The following is a 19,920-nucleotide window of genomic DNA, read 5'->3' on the forward strand; positions in this document are numbered from 1 at the left end:
AAAAGCGATATCTGTAAATTCAGATATCGCTCATAAATCTCCACCAACACTATTTGACAAAGACCCAGAATTTCTGTACTTTGGAAATCCTGCAGCCGTCCCCACAGCAACTTCCCACTATTTTCTGGAGCAACTTCTGCCGAAGGTAGATTATTTTTTACGCACTCCAAAGCTATTCCCAGAACACCCGCCGTAAAGGAAGATCAACCCATCGCAAACTTTTTGAGCAAAAAAAGACTAGAACAATTAAGTTCTAGTCCTGATAATTCATCGTTATTAACGAGAAATTAGTCTAAGATAACAGTTACTTGGCCGGCACCAACAGTACGTCCGCCTTCACGAACAGTAAACTTAGTACCTTTTTCAATAGCAACTGGTGCGATCAAATCTACTTCAAACGTAACGTTGTCACCAGGCATTACCATTTCAACGCCTTCTGGCAATTCAATGACACCCGTAACATCAGTTGTATGGAAGTAGAACTGAGGACGATAGTTTGAGAAGAATGGTGTATGACGTCCGCCTTCTTCTTTGCTCAAGATATAAACTTCACCCTTGAACTTGTTGTGAGTTTGGATTGAACCTGGCTTAGCTAAAACTTGGCCACGTTGTACTTGTTCACGGTTAATACCACGAAGAAGTGCACCGATGTTATCGCCGGCTTCACCAATATCCAAAGTCTTACGGAACATTTCCAAACCAGTAACAGTTGTCTTCAAGACTTCTGGCACTAAACCAATGATTTCAACTTCGTCACCGACTTTAACAGTACCACGGTCAATACGACCAGAAGCAACTGTACCACGTCCAGTGATTGTGAAGACATCTTCGATTGGTAATAAGAATGGCTTGTCAGTTTCACGAACAGGTGTTGGAATATATTCGTCGATTGTATCCATCAATTCTTCGATAACTTTTTCTTGTTCTGCGTCGCCTTGAAGAGCTTTCAATGCTGAACCACGGAGAACAGGAATATCGTCACCAGGATAATCGTATTCAGATAACAATTCGCGAACTTCCATTTCAACTAAGTCGATCAATTCTTCGTCATCAACTAAGTCGATCTTGTTCAAGAATACAACAAGATAATCAACACCAACCTGGCGAGCAAGCAAGATATGTTCACGCGTCTGTGGCATTGGACCATCAGTTGCAGCAACAACTAAGATTGCACCGTCCATTTGAGCGGCACCAGTGATCATGTTCTTGACGTAATCAGCATGTCCTGGGGCATCAATATGAGCATAGTGACGTTTCTCAGTTTCGTACTCAACGTGAGCAGTGTTGATAGTAATGCCACGTTCCTTTTCTTCTGGTGCGGCATCAATATCAGCATAGTCCTCAGCTTTTGCGAGGCCTTTCTTTGATAATACCTTTGTAATAGCGGCCGTTAATGTAGTCTTACCATGATCAACGTGGCCGATGGTCCCAATGTTTACATGGGGCTTAGTTCTTTCGTAATGCTCTTTTTCTGCCATTATAAAATGAACCTCCTGTAATTTTCACAAGAAAAATCAGTCCGACAATCATCTTCGCTGAAAATTCCTTTATGTTTAATTATACTACTTCCCGACCAGAAAACCAATGGTTATCCTTAGAGAAATATCCTTCTATGATTATACGGAGAGTTACCAGAATTGTAAACACCTTTATTCAAAAAAACGTGACTTTTTACAAAATTAACTTAATTTCGTTCAAGAATTTAATTGTTTGAGCATTTTTTGCTCTTCTTCTTGCCAAAATTGAATCTGATCACGCTGTTCGAAACTCGTATTTCCTGGTATCTGACCGCTGAATAAAAATTCACGCCAAATATCGATCGGCGTTAATTCTGTTTGGCAAAATGGATAAGTCAACCAAACATACGTCGTAATATTGCTGAAAACAAATTGCTGTTGTGCCTGATCTATTTTATGCGACTGCGCATATTGTTCGAGTGATTGAATTAATTCTTGAAATAATTCAACCGACTGGAGTGGCACCAATTCGTTTGCCACGACAGAGCGTAATTCTCCCCGCCACCAAATTTTCAATTCCGGAACCTGTGAAAATTGGCTAATTTCATTAAGTATCGTCACTCGCGCCGCAATATTTAAATTGGCACTCACCAAACTTGGCTCGACAACTTGCAGATAGGCAACAGGTGTCAAGAGCTTTAATGCTTGCAAAGCTTGATGCCAGTTACCATCTTCGGTCGTAGTTGCTAGCAAAAGATCAGCCGTCAATTTTGCTAATTTCTCTGATGTAAATTGCACCAGCATCATCTGTTGTTGCAGTTCAGTCCATTGAGCTTGTTCACTCTGATCCAGCCGATAATCTTGGCGTTTCAGCCAATCCAGTGACTGATCAAAGCCCAGATAATCGTCTACTTGCAACAACGCCTGCCAATAATAGATCAGCCGCCCATTGGCAATAAAGAGACCACCAAAATCTGCTAATAAACTACGCGCCTCATCCAAGTCCTTCACTTGCAGTAGAAGTTGCAAGTAATCCTGAACAACATCAAAAGGTGGATCCAGCTGTAATGTCCTTTGATAATAGCGCATTGCCTGATCAAAATCCTGCTTAGCAACAGCTTCTTTTGCCAAAGCAACCAAACTTTTGACTGTTTCTGGAAATTCTGCCACTTTTTTCACCTCAATCGATCAAAATCAACACCTTAACGATGGCGATTCTGATTAACTTCCATGATCACCGGCAAAATAACCGGATGCCGTTTAGTTTGGTCGAATAAATATTTACTCAGATCTTCGCGCACATCCTGTTTCAGATCATTCCAATCGAACTCTTTATGAGCCAGATTGTTCTCAATTGCTTTGACGACAATATCGGAACTCTCTGACATCAAATCGCGATTAGCTTTCACATAAACGAATCCACGTGAAGTCAACTTAGGCTTAGCCACAATCTTCTTCTTGCGACGATCGATAGTGACAACCGCGATGAAAATACCGTCATCGGCCAACAAACGCCGATCACGCAACACAATATTGCCAATATCACCAACACCGCTACCGTCGATCATGGTGTCACCAGCGGCAACCGCAGCGCCTAAATGGAACTTGCCCTGATCATACTTTAAAACATCACCCATTTTGGTAATGAAAATATGGTCAGATGCCATGCCAGTTTCCTCGGCGATATGTGCGTGAGCTTCTAGCAAACGATACTCGCCTTGAATTGGCATTAAATAATCAGGCTGGATCAAATTGATCATTAACTGCAAGTTAGTCTTGTTGGCATGACCCGATGAATGGAGATCATCGCTGATTGCCTTGACCGTACCATCCGCACGATAAATTAAATCGCGCATTTTTGCAACGGTAGTTTCCATGGCATGCGATGGTGTCGTGGTGATGAAGACCAAATCGCCTTCTTTAATGTGTAGCAAGCGGTGACGATGAGTCGCCATTTTTTCAAGTGATTTAATGGGCTCGCCCATTTTACCAGTTTCCAGAACAATAGTTTGTTCCGGCGCTAAATCATGTAACTCTTTCGTGGTTGCCAACAGGTTGGGATTAGGCAAGGTCAAATAATTAAGCTCCAAAGCGGTCTTAACAATTTTTTCTAAGTCTTGTCCAGTCAACACAATTCGGCGATTGGCCTTGTCGGCTGCGTCGAAAATCTGTTGGATCCGCTCAATATTGCTAGCAACGGAAGCGACAATGATCCGACCCGTATGATATTTAAAAGTTTCCTGAATATAACTAGCAATATCATGCTCGTTGCTGTTTTCATAAGGTGATTCTGCATTTGAAGAATCACTCAGTAACATCAGCGTGTGGTCACGGCCAATATCGGCTAGGCGACCGAAATCAGTTTGATAACCAGGCTTTGCAGCTTGATCAAACTTGAAATCACCGGTATAAACAATGTGACCTGCTTCTGTTTTCAGATCAATTCCTAAAGACCCTGGAATTGAATGTGTCGTCTTAAAGAACGAGACTGTGGCATGCTTGAAATCAATTGCGGTCTTCTCATCGATAACGTGAAAGTCGTCGAAGCCTCGCAACTTTTTCTCGCTTGCAACGGTTATTTTTGCCAGTTCAATCGTCATCTTTGAACCGAAAACAGGCACTTGATTCTCAGATAAGAAATATGGCAGCCCACCGATTGCATCGGCATGACCATGCGTAAGAAAAATACCAACAACTTTATCGATATTTTCTTTAAGATAAGCAAAATCAGGAATCACAACGTCAATTCCTAATAGCTCGTTTTCTGGATACATTAAGCCGCAATCGAGAATATAAATTTCATCCTCGACTTCGACGGCATACATATTTTTCCCATTTTCGCGGACACCGCCAAATGGGATCACTTTCAAATTCTGTAACATATTTACTCCTTAATTAATTATTCGAATCATCGGTCAACAGCATATGGCACTCTTGTTCGACCGCGATTCTGATTTAGTCTTCTGTTAATAATGCTTTACGTGAGGCATTGATACGACCTTTACCATCGATACTGACCACTTTGACAAGCAGTTGATCGCCGATTTTAACCGCATCTTCGACTTTTTCAATGCGCCCTGCTGTTAATTGAGAAATATGAACCAATGCATTCTTACCTTTAGCTAGCTCGACAAAGGCGCCAAATGGTTCGATCCGACTCACAGTTCCCATATAAACTTCGCCAACTTTAATTTCACGCGTTAAATCGGCAATCAGTTGTTTGGCCTGGTTAATTTCTTCCGCATCTTGGGAACTAATCGTCACTAATCCAGTCTGTGCTACATCAATTTTAACACCAGTCTGGTCAATAATCTCATTAATTGTCTCACCACCGCGACCGATCACATCTTTGATCTTCGATGGATCGATCTGGACTTCAATAATCTTAGGTGCATATTGACTTAGCGTCGGACGTGGTGCAACAATTGTTTCATCGATCTTATCCAGAATTTGTAGCCGTGCTTTTTTAGCCTGGTCAAGGGCTTGTGCTAGAATATCGCCGGTAACCCCGTCAGCTTTGATATCCATTTGCAAAGCGGTAATTCCTGCACGCGTGCCAGCAACCTTGAAATCCATATCTCCGAGATGATCTTCAATTCCTTGAATATCTGTCAAAATCGTGTAATTGTCGCCCTCTTTGACCAAACCCATCGCAATTCCGGCGACCGGTGCTTTGATCGGCACACCACCATCGAGTAAGGCCAGCGTACTGGCACAAATACTGGCCTGTGAGGAAGAACCATTCGATTCTAACACGGTCGAGACCAACCGAATCGCATAAGGAAACGCAGTGGCATCAGGAATAATCGGCTGTAAAGCCCGTTCCCCTAAAGCCCCGTGACCTAACTCGCGGCGTCCAGGTGCACCATAACGCCCCGTTTCACCAACAGAAAACTGTAGAAAATTATAATGATGTACAAATGTCTTATGAGCTTCCTCACCCAAGCCATCGATCACCTGTGCCTCTGAAATGGGGGCTAAGGTCAACGCAGAGAGCACTTGTGTCTGTCCACGAGTAAATAGGCCAGACCCATGCGTGCGTGGCAATAAGCCCACCTCAGCGTCCAAAGAACGGATCTCATCCAATTGTCGACCATCAGGACGGATTTTATCGACAGTAATCAACTCACGCAAAACTTGCCGTTCCAAGTCAGCCATGAACTGATCGACTTCTTGTAAAACAGTATAATCTGTTTCGCCACCGCTCAAAGAAGCATAGTGCTCATGCGCGAGATCTTTGACGGCTTCAATATTCTCATCACGAGCCATTTTATCTTCCGTTAACATGGCTTGACGCATAGTGTCATGATAATTAGCCTGAATTTCAGCCACTAAATCGGTCGGCACACTAGGCGTTGTGAATGCTATTTTAATTTTACCAATTGCAGCGATAATTTCTTGTTCGAAACGACATAACTCTTGAACTTTTTCATAGCCGAATTGTAAGGCCGCCAGCATTTCAGCTTCAGGAATCTCCTGCCCGCCTGCCTCGACCATATTGACCGCCGATTCAGTTCCAGCCACTGTTAAATCCAAATCAGAATCAGCTAATGCTTCTGATTCGGCGTTTAATTGTAGTTCACCATTAACTCGAGCAACTTTAACACCGGCAATCGGACCTTCAAATGGAATTTCAGAAATCCCCAGAGCTAAAGACGAACCCAACATCGCCATTAATTCTGGCCCAGCAGTTGGATCAGCACTGAAAACAATATTAGTAATCTGAACATCATCCACAAATCCCTCGGGGAAAAGTGGTCGAATCGGACGATCGATCAAGCGAGCCGTCAGTGTCGCATGCACACTTGGCTTACCCTCGCGCTTATTAAACCCACCAGGAATTTTACCAGCTGCAAACATTTTCTCATCATAATTGATCGTCAATGGGAAAAAGTCTTGATGCTCATGTGCCGGTTTTGCCACCACAGCGCTAAGCACAACAGAATCGCCATAACGAACTAACACTGCACCATTAGCCTGCTTAGCAACCTGACCAACTTCGACTTGCAATAATTTGCCCGCCCAATCTAGGCGGAAAACACGTTTATCCTGTGCCATCTTTGTTCATCCTTTTTCAAATTTTTGAATTTCTATGTAAAAAGAAAGCGAGATCGATTTGACCTCGCTTTGTTTGGATAAGCTTAACGACGCAAACCTAAGCTTTGGATAAGTTCACGATAGCGAACAACATCTTTTCCACGTAAATATGCTAATAAGTTACGACGATGACCGATCTTCTTCAAAAGGCCAACATAAGAATGATGATCCTTCTTATGAACCTTCAAGTGACCATTCAATGCATTAATATCAGCAGTTAAAACAGCGATTTGAACCTCTGGTGAACCAGTGTCCCCTTCGTGACGTGCATATTTCTTGATAATCTCGTTCTTCTCAACTTGAGAAATTGCCATGTTTCCACCTCATTATTTTATTATCTCCAAGAACTTAGTAAAACGTTGGTGAATCGTGAAACTAAGTAATTGGTGAACATCATTACTTTAGCGAATTTTTGCAAAAAAAGCAAGTCATAAAAAGTGGCGTGACATCGCCACGCCTAAATTAAAAATCCACAGCTCAATTTATAAAAGTAATTCTCAACTTTTTAAGCGCGATCTATCAAATAATCCATGTCGACAACCATGTCTAACGGATTCCACTCAAGACGAGCTCTTTGGCAGCAATTGCGTCTATCAGCACGCAGAACTAATTCTACAAACCGAATGAGCCGTTCATTCCAATCCCCACCAAGAAAACTACCGAGCCACAAAAAAAGATTCGGTTGCCCGAATCGTTAATTAGTCAGCTTGGTTTAATTTCGTTAAACGTGATTTATCACGTGCAGCTTTATTGGCATGGATCAAGCCTTTAGTAGCAGCCATATCGATTGAACGAATTGCTTCCGTATACAAAGCTTGTGCATCATCAGCTTTTGCAGTATTAGCTGTTTCAAATTTCTTAACAGCAGTACGCATTGCAGCTTTCTGACCAGCATTTAAATCGCGAGCTTTTTCATTTGTTTTAACACGTTTCATTGCAGATTTGATTTGTGGCATTAATAGTCACCTCCAGAGTAGCGTAATTCAAACTTAACAGAAAATATTATATCAAAATGAGCTAGATATGCAAGTCCCTTTCACAAAACATCGCATTTAAATCCCAACTTTTTCTGGCGTGGCAGAAAATTTAATAATCAACAACTCCAGTGACTGCGCCTTTTCTGCCTGCCCAGTTTTGATTTTATAGTCTAAATCAACTAATTCTTGAAACATATTTTTTAATTGTGTTAAACCAAATTTTTGCTCTTGTTGCAGTGCTAACTTCACACGATACGGATGAATTTTCATCTGGCTAGCAATATCACCTTGAGCATAACCGGCTTGTCGAAGAATTTTGGCCTGCAGTAATAAACGCACTTGAGTGGTGATCAAGGCTAAAAGCTGAATAGGTTCATTTCCGTTTAATAATAAATGTTGATAAAGTTGCAAAGCTTGTTGTTGCTTATTCCCTAACGTCTCCGCAACGAGTTGAAAAACATCATCCTCGATCACCTGCTCGACAGCTTGATCCACATCCGCCACCTTAATTGGCTGACCCGGTCCCACAAACAAAGCGAGCTGCTTCAGCTTGGCAACTGCCAATGTATAGTGTTCATCGACGCGATGCAACAGAAGCTCAAGTGCACGGGGTTCGATCGTCACCTGTAACTCCGCCGCCGCTTGATTAAGCATACTCGTCAAATGATAGCCTTTGAGCTCGGAAGCATCAATGATCAACGCCTCTTTTTTAAGCGCCTTAGTCACCTTTTTACGTTCATCGAGTTTCTCATAATTCGCCCAAAAAATTAACTTGGTACTTGGCTGAGGTTGCTTCAAATAATCGAGCAAAGCATCAAATTCGTGTTCAACTTTACCTTTTCTCGCCTCACCGGTCAGAAAAGTGGGCTGTGTCACGAGAAGAAGTCGCCAATCACCGAAAAAAGGAACCGATGCCGCATCGTCTAACGCCGCACCGATTGTGTCTTCACTTAAATCATAGCGGCCATAATTCATGTCACGTTCTTCAGGCGACAATAACTTTTCAAAATAATTTTTGATTTGATCCAATAAGGCTTGTTCTTTTCCCAAAACAAGGATCACTGCTGGCAATTGTTCAATTGTCATTTTTTCTAATTGGCTTACTGAAACTGAATTACTTTTTTGACTGGCCACTAATTTCTTCATCCCCCATCAGTTTAGTGCTGATCTGTACATGGTGTGTCAGGCGGCTTTCCTGCCATTCAATCATACCATAATCTGCAGTGTTTAAGTATGGCAATCCTTGTTGGGCAAACGTCGTTAATGTTTCTTCGTTGGGATGATGGTATCGATTGTTTCGACCCGCAGAAATAATGGCCAGTTTTGGTTGAATCGCCTCAATAAAAGCTGGATCACTCGCAGTCTTACTTCCGTGATGACCAACTTTCAAATAATCGACCGGTAAATTGGGATACCTATCTAAACTTTCGAGCTCATGTTCACGATCCAAATCGCCCGTAAATAACCAACGAGATGTTCCCACCTTGAGCAACACTGACAACGAATCTTCGTTATCACCAAGTCCCTCTTTTTGTGGGGCAATAAATTGGCCTTGCAAATGGCCATCGTCTAATTTTAGGCCAGCAAGTTTAGGCAGATAGCGATTGCGAGAACGACTCTTCTGCAATTTTTTGATAAAATTCGGATTCTGTTCCATTCCTTTCGTAAATAAAATATGAGTTACCGGCATTTCCGCTAACAAGGTCGACAAGTCGCCCAAATGATCCGCATCCTGGTGTGATAGCAAAACATAATCCAAGTGTGAAATACCTTGAGAACGCAAATATGGTAAGGTGATTTTTTCGACGCGGGTGGTTGTGTCCCGTCGTTGCCACCGGGCCTGCTTAAAGTGCAGTTGCCCACCAGTATCGATCAAAAGCGTCCGTTTTGGAAAGGCCGTTTGCACCAAAATACTATCGCCTTGTCCAATATCCAAGACAGTCACTTTATCTTGCCAACTCAATTGGTGAGCAGCATACGTGATCAAAAATGGCATTAAGGCAATAGCAAAATAACGTTTTGTAAATTTAAGCCGTTCACACCCAAATAAGCCAATCAAGACAATAGCCACCAAGATAAACACCGGCAAACTACCGAAGGTTAATTGCAAGGGCAGCTGCTGATTAAGGTCTTCTAGCGAATGATATAGAACCTGCCAAAGTGGTTCAATCAATAAACTTGAACGAGGAACCACTAAATTCAATAACGTCAAGGGCAAGATCAAAATCGAAAAAAGTGGCGCAAATAAAGCCCCCATAACCAGTGCAAACAAATTAAACGTATATGTCCAGAATAAAATAAATCCCATCGTCAAATAACCGAGTTTCAATTGTACTTGCCATTTATTTAGCAACCGCGGCATTAATCGCAATGCCAAGGCAAGTGTAAAACTTAATTGTGGCCCAAGTTCAAGCATGGCTGCTGGCTGGAACCAAAGACAAATCAATAAAACCAGTGTCAATTGATCTAAGCTTGCCAATCGAAGATGACACAGACGACTCAACTCACGAATAAAGTACGACAAAATAGCGCGCAAAATACCAACCTGTCCACCTACAAAAATCGCATAAATTGGCAGCACTACAAGCAGTAATCCGCGACTGATTTCATCAATGATATGCAATGAAGACCCTAGCTTACGAACTAACTTGATCAATAGATCAACATGCAAGCCTGATAAGGCAAACAAGTGAATGATCCCTAATGTACTTAATAACTGGCGAATTTCTAAATCGTCATTATTCGTATAACCGGCCACTAATGCACGCAAATGAAAGGCACAATACTTAGGCTGCGTCGCTGTCCGATTCAAAAATTGTTTGCGGAAATGTGCAATCCAGTCACTCAGACTAGCGGGTTTTAGTTGCTTGACCGTGGTTACGTCACCCTGCACTTGATAGCTTATTTGGCGATGTGCTGCCCAAGTTTTAAAATCAAATTCCGCCTGATTTGTTGGTGGTGATATCTTGGTCAGACCCGCATCCGCCACTTCAAATTGAATGTTATGATCATTTTTGCGTAACTGTATCTTCTGCTTTTGATTTGTCAACTTGATCAATGCGAAAACTTTTGTGCCACTCACCTTCGCCATTCCTGTGACTAAATCACCATTGAGTTTATACTGATCTGCTTTCATTGTTAGTATTTCGTAATCGGCGGGAACTGCTTTAGCCACTTCGATAAATTGGCGCTGCCGAAATGAAAAGATGCCCAAAATAAAAATCATTAGAACCGCGAGCCAAATAGAACGACTGCAATACAGTCGCCAAACAATTACGAGGCTCAATACTAGTACCAAGATCCAATTCGAATTTGTCCACAAATATCCCAGCAAAATAAGGACGCTCAGACCAATTAGCATTAATTTGCCATTGATCGAGTCATCCAAACCCATCTTTCGATTCAAACGCACAATTGATCTCTGATTTTAGCGAGTGTTTTATCACCAATTCCGCTTACCTTGGTCAAATCATCGACCGATTTAAACGGTCCTGACGATTCACGGTAAGCAATAATATCGGCCGCTTTTTTAGGTCCGACACCGTTGATTTGTTGTAATTGAACAATATCGGCTTGATTGATGTTGATTGTTGCGGGTGCCTGCGTATTTCCACTAGAATTATTAGGTTCACTGGTTGCTGGTGCCCCACTGGATTGCTCGTTACCATTTTGTGGTGCCGTGGTCAACTCCTCACCTTGTTTGGGGATATAAATACTCATCCCGTCCTGCAAAGGCTGCGCTAAATTTATCTGTCGATCATCTGCTTGCGCTGTCAAACCACCAGCTAGTTTCACCAAATCATTGATTCGCGCATGCTCCGAAACTTGATAAACATTAGGCTTGTTCACCTCACCTTTGATCTCAACATAATATTTGACCGGAGTTGTCACCGTCGATGACGAGCTTGCTTCAACTGCTTTTCGACTTGATCCATCATTCTTTTTCGCATCCAGCACAGAATCTTTGCTCGTTACAAGGGCTAAATCATTTGCTTTCGTAATGGTGGTACGTGAACGCTGAAATGTAACCAATCCAATGATTCCCACAAGCAATACACCAATTAAGATAAAGCGGCTCGGTTTCTGCCGATATTCTATTTTGATCCGCTCCCATAAATCCGCCATAAGATCACCTCATAAATTAGATACGCAAAAAGCCACGGATTTCCCGTGGCTTTTAAAATAACATTTAAAATTTACAGAGTGGTGAGGATCACTTGCGATGAGTTTCCAAATAAGTCAACACATCACTGAACTTTTTAACCGGTACAATTTTCATTTTCGTATTGATTTTTTTAGCTGCAGCCAAGGCCGTATGATAATTGTTGACATATGTCGGATCAACCTTCTTGATTGCCGCAGTTACCGGATCATCGGGCGCGAAGAATATGGTTGCACCCGCTTGATCAGCAGCGACAACTTTCTTATCGATCCCACCGATTGCGCCAACTGTACCGTCCGCAGAAATTGTACCCGTGCCAGCAATATTCCGTCCACGACGTAAATTCTGATCGATCAGTTGCTCGTAGATTTGTAGTGAGAACATCATTCCGGCAGAAGGGCCACCGATTTCACCAGCATCGATTTTGACCGGAATTTTGGTCTTGATCGTCGTTCGATCCGTCAAGGTAATACCGATCCCATTTCGATTTGTCTGGGGTAATTTAATGATTGATGCCGTTGTTTGATGAGTTTCATTCGAGCGTTGGTAGGTAATCTGCACTTTTTCGCCTATTTTTTTATCTTTTAAGTAATCAATAAAGCCTTGACTATTTTTAAAATGCTGTCCATTGACGGCCGTAATGGTATCACCGACTCGGATTTCTCCAGCAACACTTGACTGTTTGATCACGTCCATGACATAAATGCCTAAGAATTCAACTTGATATTCTTTCTTGGCCGCCTTATAGGCTTGTACAATCGCACTATTGATCGAATTTTCCATGTAATATTCTTGAATCTGTTCATAGGCATCGCTGTCTTCATCACCCATTAATTCTTGCTGTGTCACGATATCTTGAAAAGGTTCGAATTTGGCCATGACCCAACGAAATGGTGTTGCCTGCATGATCCCGACGGTAACCAATCGATACTCACCTTTCTTTGTATCCTTTTGACCATCGACTTTCACGAATTGATTCAATGACTCGGCAGATCCTGGCTCCTCAATGTAAAGCGGTAGCGGCACTACAAAAAATGCAACGACAATTAAAATTGCTGCGCCGATCAAACTGATTTTTTGCCAACGTTTCATCTGCTCACCCCTTCAATTTTGCAGTTAAAAGTTCAACAGCAGTCGGTGTTAAAAAGGCACTGACATCGCCACCAAACTGCAAAACTTCCTTGATCATACTCGAAGAAACGTACGCATTTTCAGAATCTGCCAACAGGAACACCGTTTCGATATCAGGCGCTAATGATTGGTTCATTTCTGCAATCCCAGTCTCATAAGACAGATCGGTGCTATTACGTAAACCCCGGATCAAAAATTGCGCACCAACTTCATGCGCTAAATCCGTCGTCAGAGAAGCTGGACGCGCAATCAAAGTAACTCCTTCGAGTCCCACAACAGCATCTTGAACGACGCGTTTTTTTTCGGCAGTCGTCAGTAAATAATGTTTGCTGTCATTCGTCATAATCGCGACGACAACTTCATCAAACAGCGGTAACGCCTTTTGTAAGATGCGTAAATGTCCCTTGGTAAAAGGATCAAAACTTCCAGCGAATAGTGCGACTCTTTTCAATCGAAATCATCCCTTATTATACTGATAAACCGAAATTTTAGTGATGCCATAGTCATGATGTTTGATCAATTCGAAACCCACCGGTAATTCGACGTCATCTTCACGTTCTGTTTCCACGATCACACGTGCTGAATCAGTCAACAAAGATAATTCGGACAAAGTTTCTAACAACTGATGAATGATTTTAAACCGATAAGGTGGGTCTAAAAAAACATAGCTAAACTGTTGCTGCTCATCCGCCAATAATTTCAAAGCAGTTTGTGCGGGCGTCTTCAACAACCGAAAACGCTCTGGTTCCTTAGTCAAGGCAATATTCTCGGTGATCACCGCTTGCGCTTGGCGTTGTTTATCCACTAATACTGCTTGATCACAGCCGCGCGAAACCGCCTCAATTGCCAAGCCACCGGTACCAGCAAACAAATCGAGAACCTGGCCGCCATCAAAATAAGGCCCGATCATGCTGAATAGTGCTTCTTTAACTTTATCTGTCGTTGGCCGGGTTTGGGTGCCAGGCACTGCTTTTAACCGTCGACCACCATATGTTCCTGCAATTACTCTCACTAGTTATCCCCACTACTTGCTGCCAACGCGTCACGGTCTAATTTCGAGCCTAAGTTTAGATCGATTTGTTTACGCGGTGAGACTTCGACTTTTTTGACAAAGCGTAAATTATTCAATGCCTTGACCGTTGCCTCTAATTGCGATTCATCCAGATAAATGATCACATATTTCATCCGTTTAGAAATATAATAAATCATGCCGTAGCGGCGCAATTGCCGCACTTGTTTCAACGAATATAGCCACACGGATAATGAAATTCGTTCTTTCATCGTAAACATTAGCTCACTTCCTATCAATTTCAATTTCTTAATTTTTAGCTGCTTCAGTTTCACGCAGCTTTTTTTCATTAGCACTGATATTTAAAACCAACCCGATACAAATCGATAGAATTAGCATACTAGAGCCACCATAACTAATAAATGGTAACGTCACCCCGGTAATCGGCAAAACGCCCAGCAACCCACCAACATTGAATAATGTCTGTACAAACAACATGGCACCGATTCCGTAACAGATCAACATGTGATAAGTATTATTCGAACGCATGCCAATTAAAAAGCTACGCACGATCAGCAAGCCAATCAAGATCAAAATAATTGATGCACCGATAATTCCCAATTCCTCAGCGGTGATCGACAAGATAAAGTCGGTGTATGGTTCAGGCAAATAACCTTTTTTTTGAATACTATTTCCTAAACCGGCACCAAACCAACCACCGTTATTAATTGCATAATATGAATTGACCAGCTGAGCGCCACCATGTTGTTCCAATCGAAACGGATGCATAAACGAACGAATTCGATCGAATTGATACAAATGTAAGCCTAATACTTTCAACACAATCGATGAACTACTCAGGTGGCCCAAGAAAGTCACTGCCAGACCTAAGCCTGCCAACAAAACACCACCGACACCCAAACTAACGATCCACGGAATGCCACTGGCAAAAACCATCACGGCAGCGATAAAGCCTAAAATTGCGGCACCACCCGTATCAGGTTGTAATAAAGTTAGAAACATAAACACAAAGGCAACCACAATTGGTGGCCACAAAGTTTGAATATAACTATTTTTTCGCAAGCGCATTTCTTTGCGGCCGAATATAAAGGCAAAATAAAGTACCAAGGCCAATTTGGCGATTTCAACCGGTTGGACGTTAAAGAAACCCAAGTTGATCCAACCAACTGCTCCGTTTTGCGCGACTGAAGGTTTAAAAATTCGCAATCCCTGAAGCAACAGCAGTAACGCCAGTGTGAACACTAACATAAAAATCACAAACCGCCGCGAATACCAAAGATTGATTTTTGTTAAATAGAAAAAGGCGACGAGCAATAACCCGATCCCAGCAAAAACAGCTTGCCGAATAGCATATGACAATGGCGATTGCTTGTAGGCCAGCAATTCACCGGAACTGGCAGAATACACCATGACGATTCCAATGAGCACCAGCACGACATAAGGGATCAAGATCCAATAATCCAAGCGTTGAAGTTTTTTCTTCAAGAAAGACAATCCTTCCCAATCAAAATGGTTACCGTTATTATAACATCACTTCAAACCACAAAAAACATTGACCATGACTTTATTAAAAATTAAAACAATCATCAACACGCACATTACTGATAAATGGCTTGAATTCACCAGAAGATCACCGAACCGGCTGTATAAAAAAAGCCGAATTTTCATCGGCTTTAATCATTTATAACAATAACTTATTTGTCACTACTTAACTTGCGACGCTTGTCGTTCTTACGACGCTCGTTTGTATCGAGAATCTTTTTACGTAAACGAACACTAGTTGGTGTAACTTCACAGAATTCGTCTTCGTTCAAGAACTCAATTGATTCCTCAAGAGTTAAATTGCGGGGCGTTCTGATGGCAGCAGCGTGATCTTTACCAGCGGCACGCGTATTAGTCAAGTTCTTACCTTTCGTAACGTTAACAGCAATATCCTGTTCCCGATTACTTTGGCCAACAACCATTCCTTCGTAGACTTCAACGGCAGCGTCGATAAACAGCTCACCACGGTCTTCTACTGACTGAAGGCTATAGGTAGTCGCGAGACCCTGATTAATTGAAACTAGGGCACCGTTACGACGTCCTGGCGTCCAATCACGGATCACTGGCATGTACTTCTCGTAAGTATGGTTCAAAATACCATAACCACCAGTCATAGACAAGAATTCAGTTGAGTAACCGATCAAACCACGAGATGGTGCTAAGAACATCATTCTCGTTTGACCATTACCAACGGATTCCATATTGACCATGTCACCCTTGCGTTGTGCCATTGAATCGATTACAGAACCAACATATTGATCAGGTGTATCGACTTGGACACTTTCAAAAGGTTCGCTGAGTTTACCATCGATTTCGCGATAAATAACTTCAGGACGAGAAAGTTGTAATTCAAAGCCTTCACGACGCATTTCTTCGACCAAAATCGACAAATGCAATTCACCACGGCCAGAAACAACCCAAGCACCTGGCAAATCAGTATCGTCAACACGTAACGAAACATCCGTATGAAGTGCTGACTTCAGACGATCTTCCAACTTGCTGGCAGTGACGAATTTACCTTCGCGACCGGCAAATGGTGAAGTATTCACGGCAAAAGTCATCTGCAACGTAGGTGGATCGATCCGTAAAATCGGTAATCGATCTTGATGATCGATCGGTGTAACTGTCTCACCAACGAAGATATCTTCCATACCTGAAACGGCAATCAAATCGCCGGCCTTAGCTTCCTCAACTTCGATTCGTTTCAAACCAAAGTAACCAAACAATTTAGTGACCCGGAAGTTTTTAGCGGATCCATCAAGTTTCAAGACAGAAACACTATCGCCAAGTTTGATTGTCCCACGAGAAATCCGACCAACACCAATTCGACCAACATAATCGTTATAATCGAGCATGGCAACTTGGAACTGTAATGGTTCGTCACTATTATCGATAGGTGCAGGAATTGTATTCAAAATCGTATCGAAAACTGGATTCATGGTATGTTTTTGTGTCGATAAATCGTCGCTTAAACTAGAAGTACCATTAACGGCACTTGTGTAAACAACTGGGAATTCGAGCTGATCTTCATCAGCGCCAAGTTCGATGAATAATTCCAGAACTTCATCAACAACTTCTTCTGGACGTGCGCCAGGACGATCAATTTTGTTAATAACAACGATTGGTGTTAAATGTTGTTCCATGGCTTTTTTCAAAACGAAACGCGTCTGTGGCATTGTGCCTTCAAAAGCATCAACAACTAACAGAACACCATCAACCATTCGCATGATCCGTTCAACTTCACCACCGAAATCGGCATGTCCTGGTGTGTCCAAGATGTTGATTTTGTGGTTATCATAGTCAACGGCTGTAACTTTAGATAAGATGGTAATCCCACGTTCACGCTCGATTGGATTCGTATCCATCGCACGATCTTCCAATTGAATATGTTCGTCAAGTGTATCAGATTGTTTCAATAATTCATTTACAAGGGTTGTTTTACCATGATCGACATGGGCGATGATGGCAATATTTCGAATATCTTCACGTGTTTTCAATGAGTTTCTTCCTTCCAAAAATGCGTAAAATAGCGTAAAAAATAATACAGTCAAGTAAGATAATAACATAAAACTTGCTCTGCTTACAGAAAATTATTTAATAAATCGTTTTCAGTTTTGCAATTGGTAAAAGTTCCGCCAAATTTCCGGCAAACCCGCGATGATTACTTCTCGTTTTAACAACGATGGGGGCTCACCCGAAACAGTATGGGTTTCAATTCCGAGAGCTGCGCCTATTGCCTGTCCAGCAGCATAATCCCAAGGAGAAAGATTGGAAATATAACCAATTTGTTGACCTGTCACCAACTGAATGAATTCGATACCCGCACTACCTGTAACTCGCGCGCCTGAACTCGTTTCGATCAACTGTTGAACATGATTGATGTTATGTGCGAACATGCCACTGTTAACGCCGATCAGTCCATCCGCAATCGGCCGGTCAGCCAATGGAATCAACGGTCGACCATTAAACAGAACGCCATTTTCAGGGCCACCAACGATCAGTTGTTGCCCCATCACATCGAGAATGGCACCGATCACAGGTTGGCCATCTTGATAAACGCCGACCATTGTCGCAAAGTTTTGCTTCTGTTTAACAAAGTTCATTGTCCCATCAATGGGATCCACGAAGAAAATTAAACCAGAAAGATCGGTGATGTCATCACCAAATCCTTCCTCCCCACAAATTTTGGCCTCTGGATAGTTGGTACGAATCTGCTCAACGTAGAACTGTTCGATTTCTTTATCACGATTAGTGACCAAGTCATTACGGCCACTTTTCGTCTTTACATGGAGTTGGTCCGCCATATTTTGCCTGATTTTGTCTCCAGCGACCGTTAACCAAACAACCAAGTCATGCTGAATTTTAAACGAATCGAAACGCATCTGCTACCTCTTATCTGCTTCCAAGCGAATTGTATTTCTAGTACTGTTACGCGCGGCTTTCATGACCTGATAAATGGAATACGAAGTTGTTTGTTCGAATTCACGATCAATCTTTTTTTGATCCATTTTCATCGGGATCGCCCGCTGATACTCACGCCAATCTGAAAGAAATGCTTGAACGTTTAACTGATTTTCGTAAGCCGCTTCAACGTCACTGAAAATTTTCATTGCAGCTAATAATTGTTCCTTTGACCAATCGGGATCGATCGGATACGCATAGTTCTCTTTCATGGCAACTCCATCTTAATGTTTAGTTAAACCATTTTACCACAGAACGACCCTTGATTTATAGTCCCAATCACCGATAGCATCGGAAAATAGATCGATCATGATTATTTTTCAACAGAATACACATGAATTTGTAGGCAAAGCGAGCAAAAACGAAAATTGTTCAGGAATGACTCTTTCAAATATCCTTATTTTTTGCTAGACTTGTAGTTATGAGTTTAAAGATTTGGAGGCCTTTTCTTTGATTTTAATGAATAATATTGTACGTGATGGTGATCCAGTTCTGCGTCAAGTAGCTGCAAAAGTCGAATTTCCGTTGAATAAAGAAAATCAACAATTAGCTAAAGACATGATGGAATATTTGGAAAATAGCCAAGTCCCTGAACTTTCTGAAAAATACGGTCTGCGCCCTGGCGTCGGTCTTGCTGCACCACAAGTTGGCGTTTCTGAAATGATGGCAGCTGTTTTAGTTCCTAGCAATGAAGAAGATGGTGATCCACTTTTCAAAGAGGTGATCATCAATCCCGTAATTGTCAGCCACTCCGTTCAGCCAGTTGCCCTTTCTGAGGGCGAAGGTTGCTTGTCAGTAGACAAGGATATCGCCGGTTACGTCGTTCGCCACGATCGAATTACGTTGCGTTATACCGACGTCAAAGGCGAACAGCACAAGATCCGCTTACGTGATTACCCAGCTATTGTTTGCCAGCATGAAATTGATCATCTCAATGGTCATTTGTACTATGACTTGATCGATATGAAAGAACCGTTTGCACTGAAAGATAAAAATACCGTGATGGTCGATTAACAATTAAATAATTTAGTAGAAAATTAGCCACTGATCTGTTTTCAGACCAGTGGCTTTTTCTGACGATTTTCAATCTTCTATCATCGATTTTGATAGTCTTATCTGAACCAAGAAGATTGATGAACATTGTCCACACTATGATGAGTATGACAACCGGCATATGTACATGCGCGCTCATAAAGAGGTTTGAATCCCTTACTCTCCGTTTTAGTTTATTCATTTGTCCAAAACTAGACACAGTATTTCAAAGAAGTGACGTGATTTGTACCTATTTACTGAAAATGGATTGATTTTCCAATATATTTAATTTAAGACAAAAAAAATAGAACCCCGCCAAATATTAATTTAGCAAGGTTACTATTTTTTATCACTCAACTTGGTATGCCTACGGAGAGTAAGGGATTCGAACCCTTGATACAGGTTTATGCCCATATACATGATTTCCAATCATGCTCCTTCGGCCAGCTCGGACAACTCTCCATCTAACTCCGGTTGTCAGACTCGAACTGACGACATCTTGATTAACAGTCAAGCGCTCTACCAACTGAG

At 42.0% G+C, this 19,920-nt stretch carries 19 protein-coding genes and 1 tRNA gene; 2 read left to right on the forward strand and 18 right to left on the reverse strand.

Annotated features, from left to right (window positions below):
* On the forward strand, positions 1–196 hold a 196-nt coding region (locus EKM67_RS10900), incomplete at its 5' end, for a hypothetical protein (protein ID WP_225417353.1).
* Between the two features lie 91 nt (positions 197–287).
* Here EKM67_RS10900 and tuf read toward each other — a convergent pair.
* From tuf to EKM67_RS08635, 17 genes are all read right to left on the reverse strand, one after another.
* Entirely contained in the window at positions 288–1,478 is a 1,191-nt protein-coding gene (tuf, locus tag EKM67_RS08555) for an elongation factor Tu (protein ID WP_125578606.1), read from the reverse strand.
* Between the two features lie 216 nt (positions 1,479–1,694).
* Positions 1,695–2,627 (reverse strand): tetratricopeptide repeat protein, encoded by a 933-nt coding sequence (locus tag EKM67_RS08560; protein WP_125578607.1) that lies wholly within the window; start codon positions 2,625–2,627, stop codon positions 1,695–1,697.
* Positions 2,628–2,659: 32 nt separating this feature from the next.
* On the reverse strand, positions 2,660–4,339 hold the full coding sequence (locus tag EKM67_RS08565) for a ribonuclease J (protein WP_125578608.1): 1,680 nt from the start codon (positions 4,337–4,339) through the stop codon (positions 2,660–2,662).
* Positions 4,340–4,412: 73 nt separating this feature from the next.
* Positions 4,413–6,515, reverse strand: a complete 2,103-nt coding sequence (gene pnp / locus EKM67_RS08570; RefSeq protein ID WP_125578609.1) for a polyribonucleotide nucleotidyltransferase — start codon at positions 6,513–6,515, stop codon at positions 4,413–4,415.
* An 83-nt stretch (positions 6,516–6,598) separates the two neighbouring features.
* Positions 6,599–6,868, reverse strand: a complete 270-nt coding sequence (rpsO, locus tag EKM67_RS08575; protein WP_125578610.1) for a 30S ribosomal protein S15 — start codon at positions 6,866–6,868, stop codon at positions 6,599–6,601.
* Between the two features lie 384 nt (positions 6,869–7,252).
* On the reverse strand, positions 7,253–7,510 hold the full coding sequence (rpsT, locus tag EKM67_RS08580) for a 30S ribosomal protein S20 (protein WP_125578611.1): 258 nt from the start codon (positions 7,508–7,510) through the stop codon (positions 7,253–7,255).
* A 96-nt stretch (positions 7,511–7,606) separates the two neighbouring features.
* Entirely contained in the window at positions 7,607–8,677 is a 1,071-nt protein-coding gene (gene holA / locus EKM67_RS08585) for a DNA polymerase III subunit delta (RefSeq protein WP_125578612.1), read from the reverse strand.
* Positions 8,646–10,757: a DNA internalization-related competence protein ComEC/Rec2 gene (locus EKM67_RS08590; RefSeq protein WP_164506622.1), complete on the reverse strand. Its 2,112-nt coding sequence runs from the start codon at positions 10,755–10,757 to the stop codon at positions 8,646–8,648. Before EKM67_RS08590 ends, holA begins: the two co-directional genes overlap by 32 nt.
* 176 nt (positions 10,758–10,933) lie before the next feature.
* The gene (locus EKM67_RS08595; RefSeq protein ID WP_125578614.1) at positions 10,934–11,656 is read right to left on the reverse strand and encodes a helix-hairpin-helix domain-containing protein; all 723 of its coding nucleotides are present in this window, start codon (positions 11,654–11,656) and stop codon (positions 10,934–10,936) included.
* Between the two features lie 88 nt (positions 11,657–11,744).
* On the reverse strand, positions 11,745–12,785 hold the full coding sequence (locus EKM67_RS08600) for a SepM family pheromone-processing serine protease (protein ID WP_125578615.1): 1,041 nt from the start codon (positions 12,783–12,785) through the stop codon (positions 11,745–11,747).
* Between the two features lie 4 nt (positions 12,786–12,789).
* On the reverse strand, positions 12,790–13,275 hold the full coding sequence (gene coaD, locus EKM67_RS08605) for a pantetheine-phosphate adenylyltransferase (RefSeq protein WP_125578616.1): 486 nt from the start codon (positions 13,273–13,275) through the stop codon (positions 12,790–12,792).
* Between the two features lie 6 nt (positions 13,276–13,281).
* Positions 13,282–13,836, reverse strand: coding sequence for a 16S rRNA (guanine(966)-N(2))-methyltransferase RsmD (gene rsmD / locus EKM67_RS08610; protein WP_125578617.1), 555 nt, complete (start codon positions 13,834–13,836; stop codon positions 13,282–13,284).
* Positions 13,836–14,114 (reverse strand): YlbG family protein, encoded by a 279-nt coding sequence (locus EKM67_RS08615; protein WP_164506623.1) that lies wholly within the window; start codon positions 14,112–14,114, stop codon positions 13,836–13,838. The genes rsmD and EKM67_RS08615 overlap by 1 nt, the downstream gene beginning before the upstream one ends.
* Positions 14,115–14,142: 28 nt before the next feature.
* Positions 14,143–15,339, reverse strand: a complete 1,197-nt coding sequence (locus EKM67_RS08620) for an FtsW/RodA/SpoVE family cell cycle protein (protein ID WP_125578619.1) — start codon at positions 15,337–15,339, stop codon at positions 14,143–14,145.
* 209 nt (positions 15,340–15,548) lie between these two features.
* A complete protein-coding gene (gene typA / locus EKM67_RS08625; RefSeq protein ID WP_125578620.1) occupies positions 15,549–17,393 on the reverse strand; it encodes a translational GTPase TypA in 1,845 nt (614 codons plus the stop codon).
* A gap of 111 nt (positions 17,394–17,504) precedes the next feature.
* The gene (locus EKM67_RS08630; protein ID WP_125578621.1) at positions 17,505–18,278 is read right to left on the reverse strand and encodes an inositol monophosphatase family protein; all 774 of its coding nucleotides are present in this window, start codon (positions 18,276–18,278) and stop codon (positions 17,505–17,507) included.
* A 3-nt stretch (positions 18,279–18,281) separates the two neighbouring features.
* The gene (locus EKM67_RS08635) at positions 18,282–18,569 is read right to left on the reverse strand and encodes a UPF0223 family protein (RefSeq protein ID WP_125578622.1); all 288 of its coding nucleotides are present in this window, start codon (positions 18,567–18,569) and stop codon (positions 18,282–18,284) included.
* A gap of 238 nt (positions 18,570–18,807) precedes the next feature.
* On the opposite strand from EKM67_RS08635, the gene def reads away from it, so the two are divergent.
* Positions 18,808–19,371 carry a peptide deformylase gene (def, locus tag EKM67_RS08640; RefSeq protein ID WP_125578623.1) on the forward strand — a complete coding sequence of 188 codons (564 nt, stop codon included), beginning with the start codon at positions 18,808–18,810 and terminating at the stop codon, positions 19,369–19,371.
* A gap of 388 nt (positions 19,372–19,759) precedes the next feature.
* On the opposite strand, the gene EKM67_RS08645 is transcribed toward def, so the two are convergent.
* A tRNA-Ser gene (locus EKM67_RS08645) sits at positions 19,760–19,851 on the reverse strand.
* Positions 19,852–19,920 lie beyond the last annotated feature (69 nt).

This window comes from Lapidilactobacillus mulanensis (assembly GCF_003946215.1).
In the GTDB taxonomy this organism is placed as follows: domain Bacteria; phylum Bacillota; class Bacilli; order Lactobacillales; family Lactobacillaceae; genus Lapidilactobacillus; species Lapidilactobacillus mulanensis.

Coding starts and splice junctions, on each gene's coding strand:
- rpsO (WP_125578610.1), bottom strand. CDS start 6,868: ATGGCAATTTCTCAAGTTGAGAAGAACGAGATTATCAAGAAATATGCA.
- EKM67_RS08630 (WP_125578621.1), bottom strand. CDS start 18,278: ATGCGTTTCGATTCGTTTAAAATTCAGCATGACTTGGTTGTTTGGTTA.
- EKM67_RS08615 (WP_164506623.1), bottom strand. CDS start 14,114: ATGTTTACGATGAAAGAACGAATTTCATTATCCGTGTGGCTATATTCG.
- tuf (WP_125578606.1), bottom strand. CDS start 1,478: ATGGCAGAAAAAGAGCATTACGAAAGAACTAAGCCCCATGTAAACATT.
- rpsT (WP_125578611.1), bottom strand. CDS start 7,510: ATGCCACAAATCAAATCTGCAATGAAACGTGTTAAAACAAATGAAAAA.
- EKM67_RS08600 (WP_125578615.1), bottom strand. CDS start 12,785: ATGAAACGTTGGCAAAAAATCAGTTTGATCGGCGCAGCAATTTTAATT.
- holA (WP_125578612.1), bottom strand. CDS start 8,677: ATGAAGAAATTAGTGGCCAGTCAAAAAAGTAATTCAGTTTCAGTAAGC.
- EKM67_RS08595 (WP_125578614.1), bottom strand. CDS start 11,656: ATGGCGGATTTATGGGAGCGGATCAAAATAGAATATCGGCAGAAACCG.
- pnp (WP_125578609.1), bottom strand. CDS start 6,515: ATGGCACAGGATAAACGTGTTTTCCGCCTAGATTGGGCGGGCAAATTA.
- EKM67_RS08565 (WP_125578608.1), bottom strand. CDS start 4,339: ATGTTACAGAATTTGAAAGTGATCCCATTTGGCGGTGTCCGCGAAAAT.
- EKM67_RS08635 (WP_125578622.1), bottom strand. CDS start 18,569: ATGAAAGAGAACTATGCGTATCCGATCGATCCCGATTGGTCAAAGGAA.
- EKM67_RS08590 (WP_164506622.1), bottom strand. CDS start 10,757: ATGATTTTTATTTTGGGCATCTTTTCATTTCGGCAGCGCCAATTTATC.